At 50.8% G+C, this 23821-nt stretch carries 13 protein-coding genes, 5 tRNA genes and 3 rRNA genes; 19 read left to right on the forward strand and 2 right to left on the reverse strand.

The annotated features are described in order from the left end of the window. Window positions 1-318: 318 nt before the first annotated feature. The 6 genes from AC6I8K_RS01180 to birA all read left to right on the forward strand — a co-directional run bounded on the left by AC6I8K_RS01180 (window position 319) and on the right by birA (window position 7509). Window positions 319-1860: ribosomal RNA gene (locus tag AC6I8K_RS01180) — 16S ribosomal RNA — on the forward strand. Between the two features lie 89 nt (window positions 1861-1949). Beyond that, window positions 1950-2025: transfer RNA gene (locus tag AC6I8K_RS01185), tRNA-Glu, on the forward strand. Between the two features lie 213 nt (window positions 2026-2238). Next, window positions 2239-5147: ribosomal RNA gene (locus AC6I8K_RS01190) — 23S ribosomal RNA — on the forward strand. A 100-nt stretch (window positions 5148-5247) separates the two neighbouring features. Then, window positions 5248-5363, forward strand: a 5S ribosomal RNA gene (rrf, locus tag AC6I8K_RS01195). The 16S, 23S and 5S rRNA genes sit together here with 1 tRNA gene alongside, the layout of an rRNA operon. A gap of 149 nt (window positions 5364-5512) precedes the next feature. After that, window positions 5513-6550: a UDP-N-acetylmuramate dehydrogenase gene (gene murB, locus AC6I8K_RS01200; RefSeq protein ID WP_497826112.1), complete on the forward strand. Its 1038-nt coding sequence runs from the start codon at window positions 5513-5515 to the stop codon at window positions 6548-6550. Then, window positions 6547-7509 carry a bifunctional biotin--[acetyl-CoA-carboxylase] ligase/biotin operon repressor BirA gene (gene birA / locus AC6I8K_RS01205; RefSeq protein ID WP_483816602.1) on the forward strand — a complete coding sequence of 321 codons (963 nt, stop codon included), beginning with the start codon at window positions 6547-6549 and terminating at the stop codon, window positions 7507-7509. Before murB ends, birA begins: the two co-directional genes overlap by 4 nt. 61 nt (window positions 7510-7570) lie before the next feature. Here birA and coaA read toward each other — a convergent pair whose 3' ends face one another. Both coaA and AC6I8K_RS01215 read right to left on the reverse strand, forming a co-directional pair. Further along, the gene (coaA, locus tag AC6I8K_RS01210) at window positions 7571-8521 is read right to left on the reverse strand and encodes a type I pantothenate kinase (protein WP_064740323.1); all 951 of its coding nucleotides are present in this window, start codon (window positions 8519-8521) and stop codon (window positions 7571-7573) included. Window positions 8522-8723: 202 nt separating this feature from the next. Next, complete coding sequence (locus tag AC6I8K_RS01215) at window positions 8724-9281, reverse strand: GNAT family N-acetyltransferase (RefSeq protein ID WP_483816603.1); 558 nt, start codon at window positions 9279-9281, stop codon at window positions 8724-8726. Window positions 9282-9611: 330 nt separating this feature from the next. Here AC6I8K_RS01215 and AC6I8K_RS01220 point away from each other — a divergent pair. The 13 genes from AC6I8K_RS01220 (at window position 9612) to rpoC (ending at window position 23800) form a co-directional block, all read left to right on the forward strand. Beyond that, window positions 9612-9687 (forward strand) — tRNA-Thr (locus AC6I8K_RS01220). Window positions 9688-9694: 7 nt separating this feature from the next. Then, a tRNA-Tyr gene (locus AC6I8K_RS01225) sits at window positions 9695-9779 on the forward strand. A 192-nt stretch (window positions 9780-9971) separates the two neighbouring features. Next, a tRNA-Gly gene (locus AC6I8K_RS01230) sits at window positions 9972-10046 on the forward strand. Between the two features lie 5 nt (window positions 10047-10051). Continuing rightward, a tRNA-Thr gene (locus AC6I8K_RS01235) sits at window positions 10052-10127 on the forward strand. A 107-nt stretch (window positions 10128-10234) separates the two neighbouring features. Next, entirely contained in the window at window positions 10235-11419 is a 1185-nt protein-coding gene (gene tuf, locus AC6I8K_RS01240; protein ID WP_180822597.1) for an elongation factor Tu, read from the forward strand. Window positions 11420-11646: 227 nt separating this feature from the next. Then, window positions 11647-12030, forward strand: a complete 384-nt coding sequence (gene secE / locus AC6I8K_RS01245) for a preprotein translocase subunit SecE (protein WP_064741592.1) — start codon at window positions 11647-11649, stop codon at window positions 12028-12030. A 1-nt stretch (window position 12031) separates the two neighbouring features. After that, window positions 12032-12577, forward strand: coding sequence for a transcription termination/antitermination protein NusG (gene nusG / locus AC6I8K_RS01250; RefSeq protein ID WP_007886300.1), 546 nt, complete (start codon window positions 12032-12034; stop codon window positions 12575-12577). Between the two features lie 148 nt (window positions 12578-12725). Then, entirely contained in the window at window positions 12726-13154 is a 429-nt protein-coding gene (rplK, locus tag AC6I8K_RS01255; protein WP_007886298.1) for a 50S ribosomal protein L11, read from the forward strand. 3 nt (window positions 13155-13157) lie between these two features. Further along, window positions 13158-13862 (forward strand): 50S ribosomal protein L1, encoded by a 705-nt coding sequence (gene rplA, locus AC6I8K_RS01260; protein ID WP_007886296.1) that lies wholly within the window; start codon window positions 13158-13160, stop codon window positions 13860-13862. 348 nt (window positions 13863-14210) lie between these two features. Then, window positions 14211-14708, forward strand: coding sequence for a 50S ribosomal protein L10 (gene rplJ / locus AC6I8K_RS01265; protein WP_007886294.1), 498 nt, complete (start codon window positions 14211-14213; stop codon window positions 14706-14708). A 66-nt stretch (window positions 14709-14774) separates the two neighbouring features. After that, a complete protein-coding gene (gene rplL / locus AC6I8K_RS01270; RefSeq protein WP_007886292.1) occupies window positions 14775-15137 on the forward strand; it encodes a 50S ribosomal protein L7/L12 in 363 nt (120 codons plus the stop codon). Window positions 15138-15469: 332 nt separating this feature from the next. Next, entirely contained in the window at window positions 15470-19498 is a 4029-nt protein-coding gene (gene rpoB, locus AC6I8K_RS01275) for a DNA-directed RNA polymerase subunit beta (RefSeq protein ID WP_064741593.1), read from the forward strand. 78 nt (window positions 19499-19576) lie between these two features. Then, on the forward strand, window positions 19577-23800 hold the full coding sequence (rpoC, locus tag AC6I8K_RS01280; protein ID WP_483816604.1) for a DNA-directed RNA polymerase subunit beta': 4224 nt from the start codon (window positions 19577-19579) through the stop codon (window positions 23798-23800). Window positions 23801-23821 lie beyond the last annotated feature (21 nt).

Consider the following 23821-nt stretch of genomic DNA (forward strand, 5'->3'; position numbering starts at 1 on the left):
CACTGAGACGGCAAAGCGGCAACGCAGACGGCTCAGCAGGGAGTGAAGAAATTCACCCCGCCGGATGAAAACGCTGAAAAAAGTGTTTGACTCCGAAGGAGGAAAGCGTAATATACGCCACCTCGCGACAGACGGTTAACCCGCTGCTCGCAACGCTCTTTAACAATTTATCAGACAATCTGTGTGGGCACTCGCAGGATTGATATCAGCGTCTCCGGACGCAAAAAAATATCAAGTCTCACGAGTGAACACATAATGAAATTCATTATGACGTTTTACAGATGAGCATCGCTTAACTTGTTTAAGCAAATCAAACTTAAATTGAAGAGTTTGATCATGGCTCAGATTGAACGCTGGCGGCAGGCCTAACACATGCAAGTCGAACGGTAGCACAGAGGAGCTTGCTCCTTGGGTGACGAGTGGCGGACGGGTGAGTAATGTCTGGGAAACTGCCCGATGGAGGGGGATAACTACTGGAAACGGTAGCTAATACCGCATAACGTCGCAAGACCAAAGTGGGGGACCTTCGGGCCTCACACCATCGGATGTGCCCAGATGGGATTAGCTAGTAGGTGGGGTAATGGCTCACCTAGGCGACGATCCCTAGCTGGTCTGAGAGGATGACCAGCCACACTGGAACTGAGACACGGTCCAGACTCCTACGGGAGGCAGCAGTGGGGAATATTGCACAATGGGCGCAAGCCTGATGCAGCCATGCCGCGTGTATGAAGAAGGCCTTCGGGTTGTAAAGTACTTTCAGCGGGGAGGAAGGCGGTGAGGTTAATAACCTTACCGATTGACGTTACCCGCAGAAGAAGCACCGGCTAACTCCGTGCCAGCAGCCGCGGTAATACGGAGGGTGCAAGCGTTAATCGGAATTACTGGGCGTAAAGCGCACGCAGGCGGTCTGTCAAGTCGGATGTGAAATCCCCGGGCTTAACCTGGGAACTGCATTCGAAACTGGCAGGCTAGAGTCTTGTAGAGGGGGGTAGAATTCCAGGTGTAGCGGTGAAATGCGTAGAGATCTGGAGGAATACCGGTGGCGAAGGCGGCCCCCTGGACAAAGACTGACGCTCAGGTGCGAAAGCGTGGGGAGCAAACAGGATTAGATACCCTGGTAGTCCACGCCGTAAACGATGTCGACTTGGAGGTTGTTCCCTTGAGGAGTGGCTTCCGGAGCTAACGCGTTAAGTCGACCGCCTGGGGAGTACGGCCGCAAGGTTAAAACTCAAATGAATTGACGGGGGCCCGCACAAGCGGTGGAGCATGTGGTTTAATTCGATGCAACGCGAAGAACCTTACCTACTCTTGACATCCAGAGAACTTAGCAGAGATGCTTTGGTGCCTTCGGGAACTCTGAGACAGGTGCTGCATGGCTGTCGTCAGCTCGTGTTGTGAAATGTTGGGTTAAGTCCCGCAACGAGCGCAACCCTTATCCTTTGTTGCCAGCGGTTCGGCCGGGAACTCAAAGGAGACTGCCAGTGATAAACTGGAGGAAGGTGGGGATGACGTCAAGTCATCATGGCCCTTACGAGTAGGGCTACACACGTGCTACAATGGCGCATACAAAGAGAAGCGACCTCGCGAGAGCAAGCGGACCTCATAAAGTGCGTCGTAGTCCGGATCGGAGTCTGCAACTCGACTCCGTGAAGTCGGAATCGCTAGTAATCGTAGATCAGAATGCTACGGTGAATACGTTCCCGGGCCTTGTACACACCGCCCGTCACACCATGGGAGTGGGTTGCAAAAGAAGTAGGTAGCTTAACCTTCGGGAGGGCGCTTACCACTTTGTGATTCATGACTGGGGTGAAGTCGTAACAAGGTAACCGTAGGGGAACCTGCGGTTGGATCACCTCCTTACCTGAAGATACCTTCCCGCGTAGTGCTCACACAGATTGTCTGATAGAAAGTAATGAGCAAGACGGCTGCGAAGTCGTGACACGAATCGTGTCCCCTTCGTCTAGAGGCCTAGGACACCGCCCTTTCACGGCGGTAACAGGGGTTCGAATCCCCTAGGGGACGCCACTTGCTTGGTGACAGGTGAAAGGTGTCTCCACGAAGTATCTCAAAACTGACGTAACCGTCATGTTTGAGATATTGCTCTTTAACAATCCGGAACAAGCTGAAAATTGAAACGACGTGTTGGTTCATTTCTCCGTAATAGGAAATGAATAACGACATGTTCGAGTCTCTCAATGCCTGCAGTCTGCAGCGTTGCAAAACGCCTGTGGGTTGTGAGGTTAAGCGACTAAGCGTACACGGTGGATGCCCTGGCAGTCAGAGGCGATGAAGGACGTGCTAATCTGCGTAAAGCGTCGGTAAGGTGATATGAACCGCTACAGCCGACGATGTCCGAATGGGGAAACCCGGTGCACTCAGTGCATCATCGCAACATGAATACATAGTGTTGCGAGGCGAACCTGGGGAACTGAAACATCTAAGTACCCAGAGGAAAAGAAATCAACCGAGATTCCCCCAGTAGCGGCGAGCGAACGGGGAACAGCCCAGAACCTGAATCAGTTTGTGCGTTAGTGGAAGCGTCTGGAAAGTCGCGCGATACCGGGTGATAGCCCCGTACACGAAAGTGCACATTCTGTGAGTTCGAAGAGTAGGGCGGGACACGTGGTATCCTGTCTGAATATGGGGGGACCATCCTCCAAGGCTAAATACTCCTGACTGACCGATAGTGAACCAGTACCGTGAGGGAAAGGCGAAAAGAACCCCGGCGAGGGGAGTGAAACAGAACCTGAAACCGTGTACGTACAAGCAGTGGGAGCCTCCATTTATGGGGGTGACTGCGTACCTTTTGTATAATGGGTCAGCGACTTATATTCTGTAGCAAGGTTAACCGTATAGGGGAGCCGCAGGGAAACCGAGTCTTAACTGGGCGTTAAGTTGCAGGGTATAGACCCGAAACCCGGTGATCTAGCCATGGGCAGGTTGAAGGTTGGGTAACACTAACTGGAGGACCGAACCGACTAATGTTGAAAAATTAGCGGATGACTTGTGGCTGGGGGTGAAAGGCCAATCAAACCGGGAGATAGCTGGTTCTCCCCGAAAGCTATTTAGGTAGCGCCTCGTGAACTCATCTTCGGGGGTAGAGCACTGTTTCGGCTAGGGGGCCATCCCGGCTTACCAACCCGATGCAAACTGCGAATACCGAAGAATGTTATCACGGGAGACACACGGCGGGTGCTAACGTCCGTCGTGAAGAGGGAAACAACCCAGACCGCCAGCTAAGGTCCCAAAGTCATGGTTAAGTGGGAAACGATGTGGGAAGGCACAGACAGCCAGGATGTTGGCTTAGAAGCAGCCATCATTTAAAGAAAGCGTAATAGCTCACTGGTCGAGTCGGCCTGCGCGGAAGATGTAACGGGGCTAAACCATGCACCGAAGCTGCGGCAGCGACGCGTATGCGTTGTTGGGTAGGGGAGCGTTCTGTAAGCCGTTGAAGGTGTGCTGTGAGGCATGCTGGAGGTATCAGAAGTGCGAATGCTGACATAAGTAACGATAAAGCGGGTGAAAAGCCCGCTCGCCGGAAGACCAAGGGTTCCTGTTCAACGTTAATCGGAGCAGGGTGAGTCGACCCCTAAGGCGAGGCTGAAAAGCGTAGTCGATGGGAAGCAGGTTAATATTCCTGCACTTGGTGTTACTGCGAAGGGGGGACGGAGAAGGCTAGGTTATCCGGGCGACGGTTGTCCCGGTTTAAGCGTGTAGGCTGACATCTTTGGCAAATCCGGGGTGTCTTAAGGCTGAGGCGTGACGACGAGCCACCACGGTGGTGAAGTAACTGATGCCCTGCTTCCAGGAAAAGCCTCTAAGCTCCAGGTAACACGAAATCGTACCCCAAACCGACACAGGTGGTCAGGTAGAGAATACCAAGGCGCTTGAGAGAACTCGGGTGAAGGAACTAGGCAAAATGGTGCCGTAACTTCGGGAGAAGGCACGCTGGCGCGTAGGTGGAGGGACTTGCTCCCCGAGCCGAAGCCAGTCGAAGATACCAGCTGGCTGCAACTGTTTATTAAAAACACAGCACTGTGCAAACACGAAAGTGGACGTATACGGTGTGACGCCTGCCCGGTGCCGGAAGGTTAATTGATGGGGTTATCCGCAAGGAGAAGCTCTTGATCGAAGCCCCGGTAAACGGCGGCCGTAACTATAACGGTCCTAAGGTAGCGAAATTCCTTGTCGGGTAAGTTCCGACCTGCACGAATGGCGTAATGATGGCCAGGCTGTCTCCACCCGAGACTCAGTGAAATTGAAATCGCTGTGAAGATGCAGTGTACCCGCGGCAAGACGGAAAGACCCCGTGAACCTTTACTATAGCTTGACACTGAACATTGAGCCTTGATGTGTAGGATAGGTGGGAGGCTTTGAAGCGTGGACGCCAGTCTGCGTGGAGCCAACCTTGAAATACCACCCTTTAATGTTTGATGTTCTAACGTAGGCCCGTAATCCGGGCTGCGGACAGTGTCTGGTGGGTAGTTTGACTGGGGCGGTCTCCTCCCAAAGAGTAACGGAGGAGCACGAAGGTTGGCTAATCCTGGTCGGACATCAGGAGGTTAGTGCAATGGCATAAGCCAGCTTGACTGCGAGAGTGACGGCTCGAGCAGGTGCGAAAGCAGGTCATAGTGATCCGGTGGTTCTGAATGGAAGGGCCATCGCTCAACGGATAAAAGGTACTCCGGGGATAACAGGCTGATACCGCCCAAGAGTTCATATCGACGGCGGTGTTTGGCACCTCGATGTCGGCTCATCACATCCTGGGGCTGAAGTAGGTCCCAAGGGTACGGCTGTTCGCCGTTTAAAGTGGTACGCGAGCTGGGTTTAGAACGTCGTGAGACAGTTCGGTCCCTATCTGCCGTGGGCGCTGGAGAATTGAGGGGGGTTGCTCCTAGTACGAGAGGACCGGAGTGAACGCACCACTGGTGTTCGGGTTGTCATGCCAATGGCATTGCCCGGTAGCTAAGTGCGGAAAAGATAAGTGCTGAAAGCATCTAAGCACGAAACTTGCCCCGAGATGAGTTCTCCCTGACCCCTTGAGGGTCCTGAAGGGACGTTGAAGACTACGACGTTGATAGGCCGGATGTGTAAGCGCAGCGATGCGTTGAGCTAACCGGTACTAATGACCCGTGAGGCTTAACCTTACAACGCCAGAGGCGTTTTGGTCTGAGAGACCTGATTTTCAGCTTGTTTTACCGGATAGATTTGCGCGGCCCGCGAGGGCGGCGTGAGCAAAAGAATTTGCCTGGCGGCTTTAGCGCGGTGGTCCCACCTGACCCCATGCCGAACTCAGAAGTGAAACGCCGTAGCGCCGATGGTAGTGTGGGGTCTCCCCATGCGAGAGTAGGGAACTGCCAGGCATCAATCAGGTGAAGAAGCCCCGGACGTAAGTTCGGGGCTTTTTTACGTCTGCAGATCGGCAATATCCCAACAAGAAATATGAAAACATCAAACTAGCAACCTGCCGATCAGGTAAACTACGGCCAGATTAATTAGTTAAGGCCGTGACATGTCCAGCCCCCAAACATCCTTAAAAACTTTCAACACCCTCGGTCTTAGGATCGATGCACATAAATTGATCATCGCAGAAAGTCCTGACGCTATTAGTGTTGCCTGGAAAGATACTCAGCAAACAAATCTTCCCTTTATTGTATTGGGTGAAGGGAGCAACGTGCTCTTTCTGGAGGATTTTAGCGGCACGGTAGTCGTAAATGCGATCAAAGGTATCGCTATTGAAGAGCATGATGAAGCATGGCACTTGCATGTTGGTGCCGGCGAGAATTGGCATGCTTTAGTTGAGCAGACCTTAAAGAAGGGTATTACAGGGTTGGAAAACCTGGCGCTGATTCCTGGTATGGCTGGCTCAGCACCGATTCAAAATATCGGTGCATATGGTGTGGAATTTAAAGATATCTGTCACTACGTTGAAGCTATACATCTTCCAACGCAAAACATTATTCGTTTGCACCGTGAAGAGTGCCAGTTTGGCTACCGCGATAGTATTTTCAAGCATGCAATGAAGAATGACTATGTCATCGTTGCAGTGGGATTACGTCTGGAAAAACAGTGGAAACCTGTTCTGACGTATGGCGATCTGACTAAATTAAACCCGGCTACAGTCTGTGCCTGGGATGTATTCAATGCTATTTGCCATATGCGCCAAAGCAAACTGCCCGATCCCAAAATTACAGGCAATGTGGGGAGCTTCTTCAAAAATCCGCTCATCACGGCTGAGCATGCATTCGCGCTAATTAAGCAGTGGCCATCAATTCCTCATTATTCACAGGCCAGTGGTGAAGTGAAATTAGCAGCTGGTTGGTTGATCGACCAATGTGGTCTTAAAGGCTTTCGTGTGGGCGGTGCCGCAGTTCATCGTCAACAGGCTTTAGTGCTGATTAATGAAGATCATGCCACTCCACAGGATATTGTTGATTTGGCGCATCAGGTTAGAAATAGAGTCGGTCAAAAATTTGATGTTTGGCTCGAGCCAGAAGTGCGCTTTATTGGCGCTCAAGGCGAGCGTAACGCCATTGAGGTGATTTCATGAAAGATAATGGCGTGCCATTAAAATTAGTGGCATTGATGTCAGATGGTGAATTTCACTCTGGTGAGCAACTAGGTGAAGCACTTGGCATGAGTCGTGCGGCCATCAATAAACATATACAGACTTTAAAAAGTTGGGGTCTGGATGTATATACGGTGACGGGTAAAGGCTATAGCTTACCGGGGCCAATTCAGTTACTGGATGAAGAAGTCATTCTGTCTCACCTGCATCAGCCTAATCTGGCGGTTATACCAGTTATTGATTCCACCAACCAGTATTTGTTGGATCGGATGGATCAATTGCCTTCTGGCTACGCATGTATTGCGGAATATCAACAAGCTGGCCGTGGACGTCGTGGACGCAAGTGGTTTTCTCCATTTGGCTCCAACCTATATATGTCAATGTATTGGCGCCTGGAGCAGGGACCAGCAGCGGCGATGGGCCTGAGTCTGGTCATTGGTATCATTATGGCAGAAGTGATCCAGTCGTTAGGTGCAGCTGATGTACGTGTTAAATGGCCAAACGATCTCTATCTCAAAGATCGTAAACTCGCGGGTATATTGGTTGAGTTGACAGGTAAAACGGGCGATGCCGCTCAGATTGTCATTGGTGCTGGCGTCAATTTGCTGATGCGCTCTGAAGGCGCGACAGAGATTAATCAAGGTTGGATTAATCTCCAGGAAGCGGGCGTTGATATTGATCGCAACGAGTTGGCTGCGAAATTGATTAATAGCCTGCGTCAGGCTCTACCTATTTTTGAGCAAGATGGTTTAACCCCTTTTATTTCTCGATGGGAAGCCCTTGATAACTTCATTAATCGTCCAGTAAAACTACTTATTGGGGATCGTGAGGTATATGGTATTGCTCGTGGTATTGATAAGCAGGGAGGTTTATTACTGGAGCAGGATGGAGCCATTAAATCATGGGTCGGCGGCGAGATTTCACTGCGTCCAGACACCTGATACAGGTAGTCTCAAAAGAATAAAATGCCCAAAATATCGTATGGGCATTTTTATTAAAAAACTATTTTCTCAATCGTAAGCTTTGCACTGCATGATCTGCCGACTTGGTCATTATAAGACTGGCTCGTTCACGCGTAGGAAGAATATTTTCCTTTAAATTAAGCCAGTTAATCTCTTTCCATAGCCCGCGCGCAATATTGAGTGCATCCTCTTCTGGCAACTGCGAGTAGTGATGGAAATAAGAATCTGGATCGCTAAATGCGCCCTCGCGGAATTTTAAAAATCGACTTACATACCAGCTTTCGAGTAATGACTCTGGCGCATCAACGTAAATTGAAAAATCCACGAAATCTGACACAAACACATGATGAGGATCGTGAGGATAGTCCATGCCGCTTTGCAGCACATTCAATCCTTCCAAAATAAGAATATCGGGTTGTTGTACTACCTTATCGCCATCCGGAATAACATCGTAAATCAGATGAGAATAAACCGGCGCTGTAACCTGACTGGCACCCGATTTAAGATCGGAAACGAAGTTAACCAAGCGATGCATATCGTAAGATTGCGGGAACCCTTTTTTCTTCATCAAGCCGCGTTCTTTGAGCACTGCATTCGGATGTAAAAAACCATCAGTAGTGATCAGTTCTACTTTACGATGTTCAGGCCAGCGACTAAGGAGCGCCTGAAGCACACGAGCGGTGGTGCTTTTACCTACCGCAACGCTGCCTGCAATACTTATGATGTAGGGGATTTTCTGCCCGTTGGTGCCAAGAAATTGCTCGAGCACTGCCTGACGACGCAGATTAGAACTGATGTAAAAATTAAGCAGTCGCGATAGCGGCAGATAAATCTCGGCCACTTCTTCTAATGAAAGGTCTTCATTGATACCACGCAGACGTTCAATTTCACTTTCAGCCAGCGTCATTGGTACTGAATCGCGCAGTGCTGCCCATTGTTGACGATTAAACTGCAAATAGGGCGTAGTAAGAGGTATCGTTTTTTTACTCATAAGCATGCATCTGAGTGCAAATTAGGACTCATCAACACCTTGCTGCATTAGGCATACAACGATGTATCAAACTCAATTGCACTTCACAGGGGTAATTAACGAGAACAATGGGCTGGAGGGTAACACCAGTGTGACTTTAAAAAGAAGTAAAATGATAAACAGCAGCACGCTTTCGCAAGCGTGCCCGCATTTTTCTTGTCGGTCAGTAGCTTGTCGCTACATTTTCTGCTGGGCTGGTGCGCAGACGTTTATAATAAATCGCGCCGGGATGAGGATGCCCATTAGCGCATAACGCGTAATCAGGCAATTCTCCTAAGTAGTGGTAGCCATGCGATCGGTAAAAATTTTCTGCGGCCGAACCAGCAATGACGTCCAAATAAAGCAGTCCTCGCTGATAGCTATCAGCCTTATGCTCAAGCGTTTGTATTAATCTTCGCCCAATCCCTTCACGCTGAGCGCTAGAGTGTACGAGCAGCTGTAAAACTTCCGCGCGATTCTGTCCATCTGGGCGCTGACAAATATTGAGCTGCACACTTCCCACCACAACAGAGTCGATGATGGCGATCCATAATAGCAACTCATGGCGTGCCATTTGGTTGCGCAAGCTATGAAAATAGCGTTCAGCGTCCTGATACTGTTGCATCCCTTGTGAAGGTTGAAATGCCGATGTCATATTGTTTTTTACCGCGTCTATCATCAGTGCAGCCAAAGCCTGGCGGTAAAGAGGTAATGTTTCTGATGTTAGCTGAACAATATTCATGCGGCATCCTCAATGTTTGGTCACATTAAATAGATAAGCAAGAAGCGGGCCAGCAAAAAAAACACAGGGTGTTAGGATATTTTCGCAAAAAAATTTCTACGATTTGCACAGCAGAAAGGCAGCATGCTTCCAAAATGTGCATTGGAAATGAGGGTGGCACACAGAAGCTTACCCCTTCAGGTGAAGTAAAAGTGCACGTATTTTGGGTGATTTTTCTGCAGGTGATGACTAATTTGCGAGGATTTGCACAAATAGTAAGCGATAGAACAAATTTGACGATTTTTTTGTTGCATCCTTCTTCGGGTCTTCCTAGAATGCGCTCCACTTGATGCCGGCTTAGCTCAGTTGGTAGAGCAACTGACTTGTAATCAGTAGGTCACCAGTTCGATTCCGGTAGCCGGCACCATCAAGTAGGTGGGATTCCCGAGCGGCCAAAGGGAGCAGACTGTAAATCTGCCGTCACAGACTTCGAAGGTTCGAATCCTTCTCCCACCACCATCTCAACCTCCTGGTTGGGCGTCAGATAAAGTCTTTATCTGATGGGTGAGTTCTTCATCTCTCACCTTCGAATTTCAGATTGCGCATTAGCGTAATCAAAGTTGGTCAGAAACTCTGACCGGCTCGAATAATAGAAGGTCTTCTTTTATTATTCATAAGCTACAGAAAGAACAGGTAGCCGAGTTCCAGGATGCGGGCATCGTATAATGGCTATTACCTCAGCCTTCCAAGCTGATGATGCGGGTTCGATTCCCGCTGCCCGCTCCAGATGTGCTGATATGGCTCAGTTGGTAGAGCGCACCCTTGGTAAGGGTGAGGTCCCCAGTTCGACTCTGGGTATCAGCACCACTTCCTTTATCTCTCTCCTGATTCTCTCTCTGTAAACCAAACAGTCAGGCTTTGCCTGGTTGATATGACGATATCTTCGATATATCCGTGTCTTAGAGGGACTAGCGATGGCTAAAGAGCAATTTCAGCGTAACAAACTGCACGTAAACGTGGGCACCATCGGTCACGTCGACCACGGTAAAACCACCCTGACTGCAGCAATCACTACCGTTCTGGCTAAAACCTACGGTGGTAAGGCAAGCAAATTCGACGAGATCGATAAGGCGCCAGAAGAGAAAGCACGTGGTATCACCATCAACACTTCTCACGTTGAATATGAAACCCCGACTCGCCACTATGCGCACGTTGACTGCCCAGGCCACGCCGACTATGTGAAAAACATGATCACCGGTGCTGCGCAGATGGACGGCGCGATCCTGGTTGTTGCTGCGACTGATGGCCCTATGCCTCAGACCCGTGAGCACATCCTGCTGGGTCGTCAGGTTGGCGTTCCTTACATCATCGTGTTCCTGAACAAGTGCGACATGGTTGATGATGAAGAGCTGCTGGAACTGGTTGAGATGGAAGTACGTGACCTGCTGTCAGCATATGACTTCCCAGGCGACGACACGCCAATCGTTCGTGGTTCTGCTCTGAAAGCGCTGGAAGGCGAAGCAGAGTGGGAAGCTAAGATCATTGAACTGGCTGAGCATCTGGATACCTACATCCCAGAGCCAGTACGTGCAATCGACCTGCCGTTCCTGCTGCCAATCGAAGACGTATTCTCAATCTCAGGCCGTGGTACTGTTGTTACCGGTCGTGTTGAGCGCGGTATCGTTAAAGTGGGCGACGAAGTTGAAATCGTTGGTATCAAGGCGACTGTTAAGTCTACCTGTACCGGCGTTGAAATGTTCCGCAAACTGCTGGACCAGGGTCAGGCAGGCGAGAACTGCGGCGTTCTGCTGCGTGGTATTAAGCGTGAAGATATCCAGCGTGGCCAGGTTCTGGCTAAGCCGGCTTCAATCAAGCCGCATACCAAGTTCACTTCAGAAGTGTACGTTCTGTCTAAAGATGAAGGCGGCCGTCATACTCCGTTCTTCAAAGGCTATCGTCCACAGTTCTACTTCCGTACCACTGACGTGACCGGCAACGTTGAGCTGCCAGAAGGCGTTGAGATGGTAATGCCAGGCGACAACGTTCAGATGACCGTTGAGCTGATCCACCCAATCGCGATGGATGAAGGCTTGCGCTTCGCTATCCGTGAAGGCGGCCGTACTGTTGGTGCGGGTGTTGTTGCTACAATTATCGCTTAATTACGATAACATTTGACGCAATGCACAAGGAAAGGGCATCATTTGATGCCCTTTTTGCACGCTGTTACATAGAACCTGGCTCATCAGTGATTTTCAATCATAATCATTGTTGAGACAGGCTCTGTTTCACGGCGTTGGATACCGAGTTACGCTCAACAGCTCATTCGGTTTGGATGCCTCGCTCTGCGGGGCAGAATAGTTTCTGAATTATTGTGGCAGGTTGGTTTATGAGTGCGAATACCGAAGCTCAAGGAAGCGGGCGCGGCCTTGAAGCGATGAAATGGGTAGTTGTGATCGCATTGCTCCTGGTAGCAATCGTCGGCAACTATATTTATCGCGATGTTACACTGCCTCTGCGCGCACTGGCTGTGGTAGTGCTGATCGCTGCAGCGGGCGGCATTGCATTGCTGACAATTAAAGGCAAAGCGACCGTGGCATTTGCTCGTGAAGCTAAAACCGAAATGCGTAAGGTCATTTGGCCGACTCGCCAGGAAACATTGCACACCACGTTAATCGTTGCCGCGGTAACTGCCGTGATGTCACTGATTTTGTGGGGGCTGGATGGTATTCTGGTCCGTCTGGTATCGTTTATCACTGGCCTGAGGTTCTGAGATGTCTGAAGCTCCAAAAAAACGCTGGTACGTCGTTCAGGCGTTCTCCGGTTTTGAAGCCCGCGTAGCTAAGTCGCTGCATGAGCATATCAAACTGCACAACATGGAAGAGCTTTTTGGCGAAGTCATGGTGCCGACTGAAGAAGTCGTCGAAATCCGTGGTGGCCAGCGTCGCAAAAGCGAACGTAAATTCTTCCCTGGCTACGTACTGGTTCAGATGGTAATGAATGACGCCAGCTGGCATTTAGTACGCAGTGTACCGCGTGTAATGGGCTTTATCGGTGGTACTTCCGACCGTCCTGCGCCAATCAGTGATAAAGAAGTTGATGCGATTATGAACCGCCTGCAGCAGGTAGGTGATAAGCCGCGTCCAAAAACGCTGTTCGAGCCAGGCGAGATGGTACGCGTCAGCGACGGCCCGTTTGCCGACTTCAACGGTGTGGTCGAAGAAGTGGACTACGAGAAGAGTCGCTTGAAAGTGTCTGTTTCCATCTTTGGCCGCGCAACGCCAGTGGAACTCGACTTCGCTCAGGTGGAGAAAGGTTAACCCTTTTGTTCACTTTTTAGCTCTTGCGGAAGGCGCGAAATTTACCTATAATTTCGCGCCTTTTGTTTTTATGTGCCGGTAACGGCGTATAAATCGTTATCACGGGGAGCCTGTTTTTCAGGCGTTATAACCCAATTGAGGAATTATCATGGCCAAGAAAGTACAAGCCTACGTTAAGTTGCAAGTTGCAGCTGGTATGGCTAACCCAAGTCCACCTGTTGGTCCAGCTCTGGGTCAGCAGGGTGTTAACATCATGGAATTCTGCAAAGCGTTCAACGCTAAGACTGAATCCCTGGAGAAAGGCCTGCCTACTCCTGTTGTTATCACCGTATACAGTGACCGTTCTTTCACCTTCGTTACCAAAACGCCTCCGGCTGCCGTACTGCTGAAAAAAGCAGCGGGCATCAAGTCTGGTTCTGGTAAGCCGAACAAAGACAAAGTCGGTAAAGTTTCCCGTGCTCAGGTACGTGAAATCGCAGAAACTAAAGCTGCGGACATGACTGGTTCTGACGTAGAAGCGATGACTCGCTCTATCGAAGGTACTGCTCGTTCCATGGGCCTGGTAGTAGAGGATTAAGAAATGGCTAAGCTGACCAAGCGCATGAGCGTAATCCGTGACAAAGTTGATGCTACTAAGCAGTACGACATCAACGAAGCTGTTGCTCTGCTGAAAGAACTGGCTACTGCCAAGTTCGTAGAAAGCGTTGATGTTGCTGTTAACCTCGGCATCGATGCACGTAAATCTGATCAGAACGTGCGCGGCGCGACCGTTCTGCCACACGGTACTGGTCGTTCAGTACGTGTTGCCGTCTTCACCCAAGGTGCAAATGCTGAAGCTGCTAAAGCAGCTGGCGCAGAGCTGGTTGGTATGGAAGACCTGGCTGAGCAGATCAAAAAAGGCGAAATGAACTTTGACGTTGTTATTGCATCTCCAGATGCAATGCGCGTTGTTGGCCAGTTGGGCCAGGTTCTGGGCCCACGCGGTCTGATGCCAAACCCGAAAGTTGGTACTGTAACTCCTAACGTTGCTGAAGCAGTTAAAAATGCTAAAGCTGGTCAGGTTCGTTATCGTAACGACAAAAACGGCATCATCCACACCACCATCGGTAAAGTGGATTTTGACACTGACAAATTGAAAGAAAACCTGGAATCTCTGCTGGTTGCGCTGAAAAAAGCGAAACCTTCACAGGCTAAAGGCGTGTACATCAAGAAAGTCAGCATCTCTACCACCATGGGCGCCGGCGTTGCCGTTGACCAGGCTGGCCTGAGCGCATCAGCAAACTAATTGCTGCTTGTAACGGGCGAAAAATTCATCTAGAATCTTACGCCCGTTGTTCTGGTTGAGTAATCAAGCCAGGACCCAGATTCAAAGTGATGGAATTGCCAGGTCTAAACGCTTAGCTGTTCAATCACTTAGGTTGGAGCCAGGCCTTATCCTGGCCTCCGTCCAAGACCGCAGGAGCGGAATATTTTCGGATATTTTGCTTAATACCCTGCGTAGACGGTGACAGAACCAAAAAGAATTTTTTCTTCACTGGATTCTGCTCACCGTGTAATAGCGCTTATCGCCTTCGGGTAAATAAGTGAAGTGAGTTCCGGGAAATCTTTCCCGGTCAATCCAGGAGCAAAGCTAATGGCATTAAATCTTCAAGGCAAACAAGCGATTGTTGCTGAAGTTAGCGAAGTAGCCAAAGGTGCGCTTTCAGCGGTTGTTGCGGATTCCCGTGGCGTGACCGTTGATAAAATGACCGAACTGCGTAAAGCAGGTCGTGAAGCTGGCGTTTACATGCGTGTTGTTCGTAACACCCTGCTGCGCCGCGTCGTTGAAGGTACTCCTTTCGAGTGCCTGAAAGACACGTTTGTTGGTCCGACCCTGATTGCATACTCTTTAGAACACCCGGGCGCTGCTGCTCGTCTGTTCAAAGATTTCGCTAAAGCGAATGCAAAATTTGAGGTCAAAGCTGCAGCCTTTGAAGGTGAGCTGATCACGGCGGCCAATATTGACCGTCTGGCAACTCTGCCGACTTACGAAGAAGCACTGGCACGTCTGATGTCGACCATGAAAGAAGCCGCTGCTGGCAAACTGGTCCGTACTCTGGCTGCTGTGCGCGATGCAAAAGAAGCGGCTTAAGGCCAAATTCTTTTCCTTCGTGCTTGCTAACGTATAATCTTTTTCTGATTTTTAGGAACAATCGATATGTCTATCACTAAAGACCAAATTCTGGAAGCTGTTGCCGCTATGTCCGTAATGGAAGTAGTTGAGCTGGTTTCTGCTATGGAAGAAAAATTCGGCGTTTCTGCTGCTGCCGCTGTAGCTGTTGCTGCTGGCCCAGCTGAAGCTGTTGAAGAGAAAACTGAATTCGACGTAGTTCTGAAAGCTGTTGGCGCTAACAAAGTCGCAGTAATCAAAGCAGTACGTACTGCAACTGGCCTGGGCTTGAAAGAAGCTAAAGACCTGGTTGAAGCGACTGGTACTATCAAAGAAGGCATCAGCAAAGATGACGCAGCCGCTCTTGAAGCTGCTCTGAAAGAAGCTGGCGCTGAAGTTGAAGTTAAGTAAGACAACCTTCGGGTTGCAGCCTGAGTAACATTAGGCTGATGGCTGGTGACTGTTTAGGTCACCAGCCTTTTTGCGCTACAGGGGAATGATGGCGTTTCGCACTGTTTGTCCGTCATTCCTCTTCAATATCTTTTTCTATCGACGCCTTAATATATCGCTCTCCTGCAAAGGTTCCCTGCCTGAACAACGGCGATGAAATGATTTAAGAGTGATAGAAAGATGTATTGCATGGGGTGCGAAGCATCGCATGAAAAACAAAAAATAGTGTTGCATGAACTGTCCTTTTCAGGACGGACAGCGTGGTTCGACATGTCAGCTAGCTGAGGAACCCCATGGTTTACTCCTATACCGAGAAAAAACGTATTCGTAAGGATTTTGGTAAACGTCCACAAGTTTTGGACATACCTTATCTCCTTTCTATCCAGCTTGACTCGTTCCAGAAGTTTATCGAGCAAGATCCAGAAGGCCAGTACGGTCTGGAAGCAGCCTTCCGCTCCGTATTCCCGATCTCTAGCTACAGCGGCAACTCTGAGTTGCAGTATGTAAGCTACCGTTTGGGTGAGCCTGTCTTTGACGTAACTGAATGTCAGATCCGTGGCGTGACCTATTCGGCACCGCTGCGCGTTAAACTGCGTCTGGTGATCTACGAGCGCGAAGCGCCGGAAGGCACCGTAAAAGACATTAAAGAACAAGAAGTCTACATGGGTGAGATTCCACTCATGACTGACAACGGTACCTTTGTTATCAATGGTACTGAGCGTGTTATCGTTTCTCAGCTGCATCGTTCTCCAGGCGTGTTCTTTGACAGCGATAAGGGTAAAACGCACTCTTCCGGTAAAGTGCTTTATAACGCACGTATTATCCCTTACCGCGGTTCATGGCTCGACTTCGAGTTTGACCCGAAAGACAACCTCTTCGTCCGTATTGACCGTCGTCGTAAGCTGCCGGCCAGTATCATTCTGCGCGCGTTAAGCTTTACTTCAGAACAAATCCTCGATCTGTTCTTTGATAAAGTCGTTTATGAAATTCGCGACAATAAACTGCAGATGGAACTGGTGCCTGAGCGCCTGCGTGGTGAAACCGCCTCCTTCGATATCGAAGCAAACGGCACGGTCTACGTTGAAAAAGGTCGTCGCATCACTGCGCGTCACATCCGTCAGCTAGAAAAAGACAACATTCAGCACATCGAAGTGCCGGTTGAATATATTGCTGGCAAAGTCGTTGCTAAAGACTATGTCGATCTGAACACCGGCGAGCTGATCGTTCCTGCAAACATGGAACTGTCATTGGATCTGCTGGCGAAACTGAGCCAGTCAGGCCACAAGCGCATTGAAACGCTGTTCACCAACGACCTGGATCATGGTGCGTACATCTCCGAGACTCTGCGTGTTGACCCAACCAACGATCGCTTAAGCGCGCTGGTTGAGATCTACCGCATGATGCGTCCTGGTGAGCCACCAACGCGTGAAGCGGCTGAAAACCTGTTCGAGAACCTGTTCTTCTCTGAAGATCGTTACGATCTTTCTGCGGTTGGCCGCATGAAGTTCAACCGTTCTCTGCTGCGTGATGAGATCGAAGGTTCAGGTATTCTGAGCAAAGACGACATCATCGAAGTGATGAAAAAACTTATCGGTATCCGTAACGGTATCGGTGAAGTGGATGATATCGATCACCTCGGTAACCGTCGTATTCGTTCCGTTGGCGAAATGGCAGAAAACCAGTTCCGTGTAGGTCTGGTGCGTGTTGAGCGTGCAGTTAAAGAGCGTCTGTCTCTGGGCGACCTCGATACACTGATGCCGCAGGATATGATCAACGCCAAGCCGATTTCGGCGGCGGTGAAAGAGTTCTTCGGTTCAAGCCAGCTCTCTCAGTTTATGGATCAGAACAACCCATTGTCTGAGATTACGCACAAACGTCGTATCTCTGCTCTGGGCCCAGGCGGTCTGACCCGTGAGCGCGCCGGCTTCGAAGTACGTGACGTACACCCAACCCACTACGGTCGTGTATGTCCTATCGAAACTCCGGAAGGCCCGAACATCGGTCTGATCAACTCACTCTCTGTTTACGCGCAGACTAACGAATACGGTTTCCTTGAAACCCCATATCGTCGCGTTGTTGACGGTAAAGTGAGTGACGAAATCCATTACCTCTCTGCTATTGAAGAGGGTAACTACGTTATCGCTCAGGCGAACACCAACCTTGCAGAAGATGGCAGCTTTGTTGACGATCTCGTCACCTGCCGTAGCAAAGGTGAGTCAAGCCTGTTCAGCCGCGATCAGGTTGACTACATGGACGTTTCCACCCAACAGGTGGTTTCTGTCGGTGCGTCACTGATCCCGTTCCTGGAGCACGATGATGCTAACCGCGCCTTGATGGGTGCGAACATGCAACGTCAGGCGGTTCCAACTCTGCGTGCTGATAAGCCGCTGGTTGGTACCGGTATGGAGCGTGCAGTTGCGGTTGACTCCGGTGTAACTGCCGTCGCGAAACGTGGTGGTACCGTTCAGTACGTTGATGCTTCTCGTATCGTTATCAAAGTTAACGAAGAAGAGATGTATCCGGGCGAAGCGGGTATCGACATCTACAACCTGACTAAGTACACCCGTTCTAACCAGAACACCTGCATCAACCAGATGCCTTGTGTGAATCTGGGTGAGCCGATTGAGCGTGGCGACGTGCTGGCAGATGGCCCGTCTACCGACCTCGGTGAACTGGCGCTGGGTCAGAATATGCGCGTGGCGTTCATGCCATGGAACGGTTACAACTTCGAAGACTCCATCCTCGTATCCGAGCGTGTGGTTCAGGAAGACCGTTTCACCACTATTCACATCCAGGAACTGGCATGCGTGTCGCGCGACACCAAGCTGGGACCAGAAGAGATCACCGCTGATATCCCGAACGTGGGTGAAGCAGCGCTCTCTAAACTGGATGAATCCGGCATCGTGTATATCGGTGCGGAAGTGACCGGTGGCGACATTCTGGTTGGTAAGGTAACGCCGAAAGGTGAAACCCAACTGACGCCAGAAGAAAAACTGCTGCGTGCGATCTTCGGTGAAAAAGCCTCTGACGTAAAAGATTCGTCACTGCGCGTTCCGAACGGCGTATCCGGTACTGTCATCGACGTGCAGGTCTTCACCCGTGATGGCGTGGAAAAAGACAAGCGCGCGCTGGAAATCGAAGAGATGCAGCTGAAGCAGGTTAAGAAAGACCTGTCTGAAGAACTGCAGATTTTCGAAGCTGGCCTGTTTGGCCGTATCCAGGCAGTACTGATCTCAGGTGGCGTTGAAGCTGACAAGCTGGACAAACTGCCACGTGAGCGCTGGTTGGAGCTGGGCCTGACTGATGAAGAGAAACAAAATTCTCTGGAGCAGCTGGCTGAGCAGTACGACGAGCTGAAGCACGAGTTTGAGAAGAAACTTGAAGCTAAGCGTCGCAAGATCACCCAAGGCGATGATCTGGCCCCTGGCGTGCTGAAAATCGTTAAGGTGTATCTGGCTGTGAAACGTCAGATCCAGCCTGGTGACAAAATGGCAGGTCGTCACGGTAACAAGGGTGTTATCTCTAAGATCAACCCTATCGAAGACATGCCTTACGATGAGCACGGTACGCCGGTCGACATCGTACTGAACCCGCTGGGCGTACCATCGCGTATGAACATCGGTCAGATCCTGGAAACTCACCTCGGTATGGCGGCGAAAGGCATTGGTGAAAAAATCAATGCGATGCTGAAGAAGCAGGAAGAAGTCTCCAAACTGCGTGAGTTTATCCAGCGTGCTTACGATCTGGGCACTGATGTGCGTCAGAAAGTTGACCTGAACACCTTCACAGACGACGAAGTACTGCGTCTGGCAGAAAACCTGAAGAAGGGTATGCCAATCGCGACTCCGGTGTTTGACGGTGCGAAAGAGAGCGAAATCAAAGAGCTGCTTCAGCTCGGCGGTCTGCCTTCTTCCGGTCAGATCACCCTGTTCGACGGCCGTACTGGTGAGCAGTTTGAGCGTCAGGTAACCGTAGGTTACATGTACATGCTGAAACTGAACCACTTGGTCGACGACAAGATGCACGCACGTTCTACCGGTTCTTATAGCTTGGTTACTCAGCAGCCGCTGGGTGGTAAAGCGCAGTTCGGTGGACAGCGCTTCGGTGAGATGGAAGTGTGGGCACTGGAAGCATACGGTGCCGCGTATACCCTGCAGGAAATGCTTACTGTTAAATCTGATGACGTTAACGGCCGTACGAAGATGTATAAAAACATCGTCGACGGTAACCATCAGATGGAACCGGGCATGCCGGAATCCTTCAACGTACTGTTGAAAGAGATTCGCTCGCTGGGTATCAACATCGAGCTGGAAGACGAGTAAGTACTCGCAAGTACTGGTTACGGGACGTGCACTTCGGGTGCGCGTCCCTGAGAGTTCCACTCCGACGGGAGCTAATCCGTGAAAGACTTACTTAAGTTTCTGAAAGCGCAAACTAAGACCGAAGAGTTTGATGCGATCAAAATTGCTCTGGCCTCGCCAGACATGATCCGTTCATGGTCTTTTGGTGAAGTTAAAAAGCCGGAAACCATTAACTACCGTACCTTTAAGCCTGAGCGTGACGGTCTTTTCTGTGCCCGTATTTTTGGACCGGTAAAAGACTACGAATGCCTGTGCGGTAAGTACAAGCGTTTAAAACATCGCGGCGTGATCTGTGAGAAGTGTGGCGTTGAAGTTACACAGACCAAAGTACGTCGTGAGCGCATGGGCCACATTGAGCTGGCTTCACCAACTGCGCACATCTGGTTCCTGAAATCACTGCCTTCGCGTATCGGCTTACTGCTGGATATGCCACTGCGTGATATCGAGCGCGTGCTGTACTTCGAATCTTATGTGGTGATCGAAGGCGGCATGACCAACCTGGAAAAACGTCAGATTCTGACGGAAGAGCAGTACCTTGACGCGCTGGAAGAGTTCGGTGACGAATTCGACGCGAAGATGGGTGCGGAAGCTATCCAGGCGCTGCTGAAAAATATGGATCTGGAGCAAGAGTGCGAGCAGCTGCGCGAAGAGCTGAACGAAACTAACTCCGAGACCAAACGCAAAAAGCTGACCAAGCGTATCAAGCTGCTGGAAGCGTTCGTTCAGTCTGGCAACAAGCCAGAGTGGATGATCCTGACCGTTCTGCCGGTTCTGCCGCCAGATCTGCGTCCGCTGGTACCGCTGGATGGTGGTCGTTTCGCAACGTCAGATCTGAACGATCTGTATCGTCGCGTGATCAACCGTAACAACCGTCTGAAACGCCTGCTGGATCTGGCTGCGCCAGATATCATCGTACGTAACGAAAAACGTATGTTGCAGGAAGCGGTTGATGCACTGCTGGATAACGGCCGTCGCGGTCGCGCCATCACTGGCTCGAACAAGCGTCCGCTGAAATCTCTGGCAGACATGATCAAAGGTAAGCAGGGTCGTTTCCGTCAGAACCTGTTGGGTAAACGTGTTGACTACTCTGGTCGTTCAGTTATCACCGTTGGTCCATACCTGCGTCTGCATCAGTGCGGTCTGCCGAAGAAAATGGCGCTTGAGCTGTTCAAACCGTTCATCTACGGCAAGCTGGAACTGCGTGGCCTGGCCACCACCATCAAAGCCGCTAAGAAAATGGTTGAGCGCGAAGAAGCTGTCGTTTGGGATATCCTGGACGAAGTGATCCGCGAACACCCGGTACTGCTGAACCGTGCACCAACTCTGCACCGTTTGGGTATCCAGGCGTTTGAACCGGTTCTGATCGAAGGTAAAGCGATCCAGCTGCACCCGCTGGTTTGTGCGGCCTATAACGCCGACTTCGATGGTGACCAGATGGCTGTTCACGTACCGCTGACGCTGGAAGCCCAGCTGGAAGCGCGTGCGCTGATGATGTCGACCAACAACATTCTGTCACCTGCGAACGGCGAGCCAATCATCGTTCCTTCACAGGACGTTGTTCTGGGTCTGTACTACATGACCCGCGACAAAGTGAACGCCAAAGGCGAAGGCATGGTGCTGACTGGCCCGAAAGAAGCTGAGCGTGTTTATCGCGCTGGTTTGGCCGAGCTGCATGCACGCGTCAAAGTGCGTATTACTGAATACGCAAAGAACGAGCAGGAAGAGTTGGTTGCGAAAACCAGCATTATCGACACCACCATTGGTCGTGCGATTCTGTGGATGATCGTACCGAACGGCCTGCCTTACTCCATCGTCAACCAGGCGCTGGGTAAGAAAGCGATTTCCAAGATGCTGAATACTTGTTACCGCATCCTTGGCCTGAAGCCGACCGTTATCTTTGCTGACCAAACCATGTACACCGGCTTTGCTTACGCAGCCCGTTCAGGTGCCTCTGTAGGTATCGACGACATGGTGATCCCAGCGAAGAAAGCGGAAATCGTAGCGGAAGCGGAAGCGGAAGTTGCTGAGATTCAGGAACAGTTCCAGTCTGGTCTGGTAACTGCTGGCGAACGTTATAACAAAGTTATCGATATTTGGGCCGCTGCTAACGAACGCGTTTCCAAAGCGATGATGGACAACCTGCAAACTGAAACGGTGATTAACCGTCACGGCGAAGAAGAGCAGCAGGTATCGTTCAACAGCATCTACATGATGGCCGACTCCGGTGCGCGTGGTTCTGCTGCACAGATTCGTCAGCTGGCCGGTATGCGTGGTCTGATGGCTAAGCCTGATGGCTCAATCATCGAAACGCCGATCACCGCGAACTTCCGTGAAGGTCTGAACGTACTCCAGTACTTCATCTCCACGCACGGTGCGCGTAAAGGTCTTGCGGATACCGCCCTGAAAACCGCTAACTCCGGTTATCTGACGCGTCGTCTGGTAGACGTAGCGCAGGACCTGGTTGTTACCGAAGATGACTGCGGCACGTTCGAAGGCATCATGATGACTCCGGTTATCGAAGGTGGCGACGTTAAAGAGCCACTGCGTGAGCGTGTACTGGGTCGTGTAACGGCCGAAGACGTTCTGAAACCAGGTACTGCGGACATTCTGATTCCGCGTAACACCCTGATCGATGAGCACTGGTGTGATGTGATCGAACTGAATTCAGTCGATGCGATCAAAGTGCGCTCGGTTGTTGGCTGTGAAACCGACTTCGGTGTGTGTGCACACTGCTACGGTCGCGATCTGGCACGTGGTCACATCATCAACAAAGGTGAGGCCATCGGCGTTATCGCAGCACAGTCCATCGGTGAGCCGGGTACTCAGCTGACGATGCGTACGTTCCACATCGGTGGTGCGGCATCTCGTGCGGCTGCTGAATCCAGCATCCAGGTGAAGAACAAAGGTACTATCAAGCTGACCAACGCGAAGTCTGTAACCAACTCCTCAGGGAAACTGGTTATCGTTTCGCGTAACGTTGAGCTGAAGATGATCGACGAGTTCGGTCGTACTAAAGAGAGCTATAAAGTGCCTTACGGTGCGGTCATGGCTAAAGGCGATGGTGAGCAGGTTGCAGCGGGCGAGACCGTAGCAAACTGGGATCCACATACCATGCCGGTCATCACTGAAGTGGGCGGTTTCATTCGCTTCACTGACATGATCGACGGTCAGACCATTACCCGTCAGACTGACGACTTAACCGGTCTGTCATCGCTGGTGGTTCTGGATTCTGCAGAACGTACTGCGGGTGGTAAAGATCTGCGTCCTGCGCTGAAAATTATCGATGCCAACGGAAATGATGTTCTGATTCCAGGTACCGATATGCCAGCTCAGTACTTCCTGCCGGGCAAAGCGATTGTTCAGCTGGAAGATGGCGTTAAGATCAGTGCCGGTGACACGCTGTCGCGTGTGCCGCAGGAATCTGGCGGTACCAAGGATATTACCGGTGGTCTGCCACGCGTTGCTGACTTGTTCGAAGCGCGTCGTCCGAAAGAGCCAGCAATCCTGGCGGAGATCAGCGGTATCATCTCCTTCGGTAAAGAGACCAAAGGTAAGCGTCGTCTGGTGATTACGCCGGTTGATGGTAGCGAGCCGTACGAAGAGATGATTCCAAAATGGCGTCAGCTTAACGTATTCGAAGGTGAGCGCGTGGAACGTGGTGACGTCGTATCTGACGGCCCAGAATCTCCACACGACATCCTGCGTTTGCGTGGCGTCCATGCTGTGACCCGTTACATCACTAACGAAGTGCAGGAAGTTTACCGTCTGCAAGGCGTTAAGATTAACGATAAACACATCGAAGTCATCGTTCGTCAGATGCTGCGTAAAGCAACCATCTCGAGCGTGGGCAGCACCGACTTCCTGGAAGGTGAGCAGGCTGAATACTCGCGCATCAAGATCTCTAACCGTGAACTTGAAGCGAATGGCAAAATCGGCGCAACATTCATGCGCGATCTGCTGGGTATCACCAAAGCGTCACTGGCAACCGAATCGTTCATCTCTGCAGCATCGTTCCAGGAAACCACGCGTGTCCTGACCGAAGCCGCAGTAGCAGGCAAGCGCGACGAACTGCGCGGCCTGAAAGAGAACGTTATCGTGGGTCGTCTGATCCCAGCCGGTACCGGTTATGCTTATCACCAGGATCGTATGCGTCGCCGCTCTGTAGGTGAAGCTCCGGTTGCACCGCAGGTTACTGCGGATGAAGCCTCTGCTAGCCTGGCAGAACTGCTGAACGCAGGTCTGGGCGGAAGAGACGACGAGTAATTCGTCTGCTAAAGCTGACCT

It is taken from the genome of Pantoea sp. X-Soil-ISGK-421 (assembly GCF_059730785.1).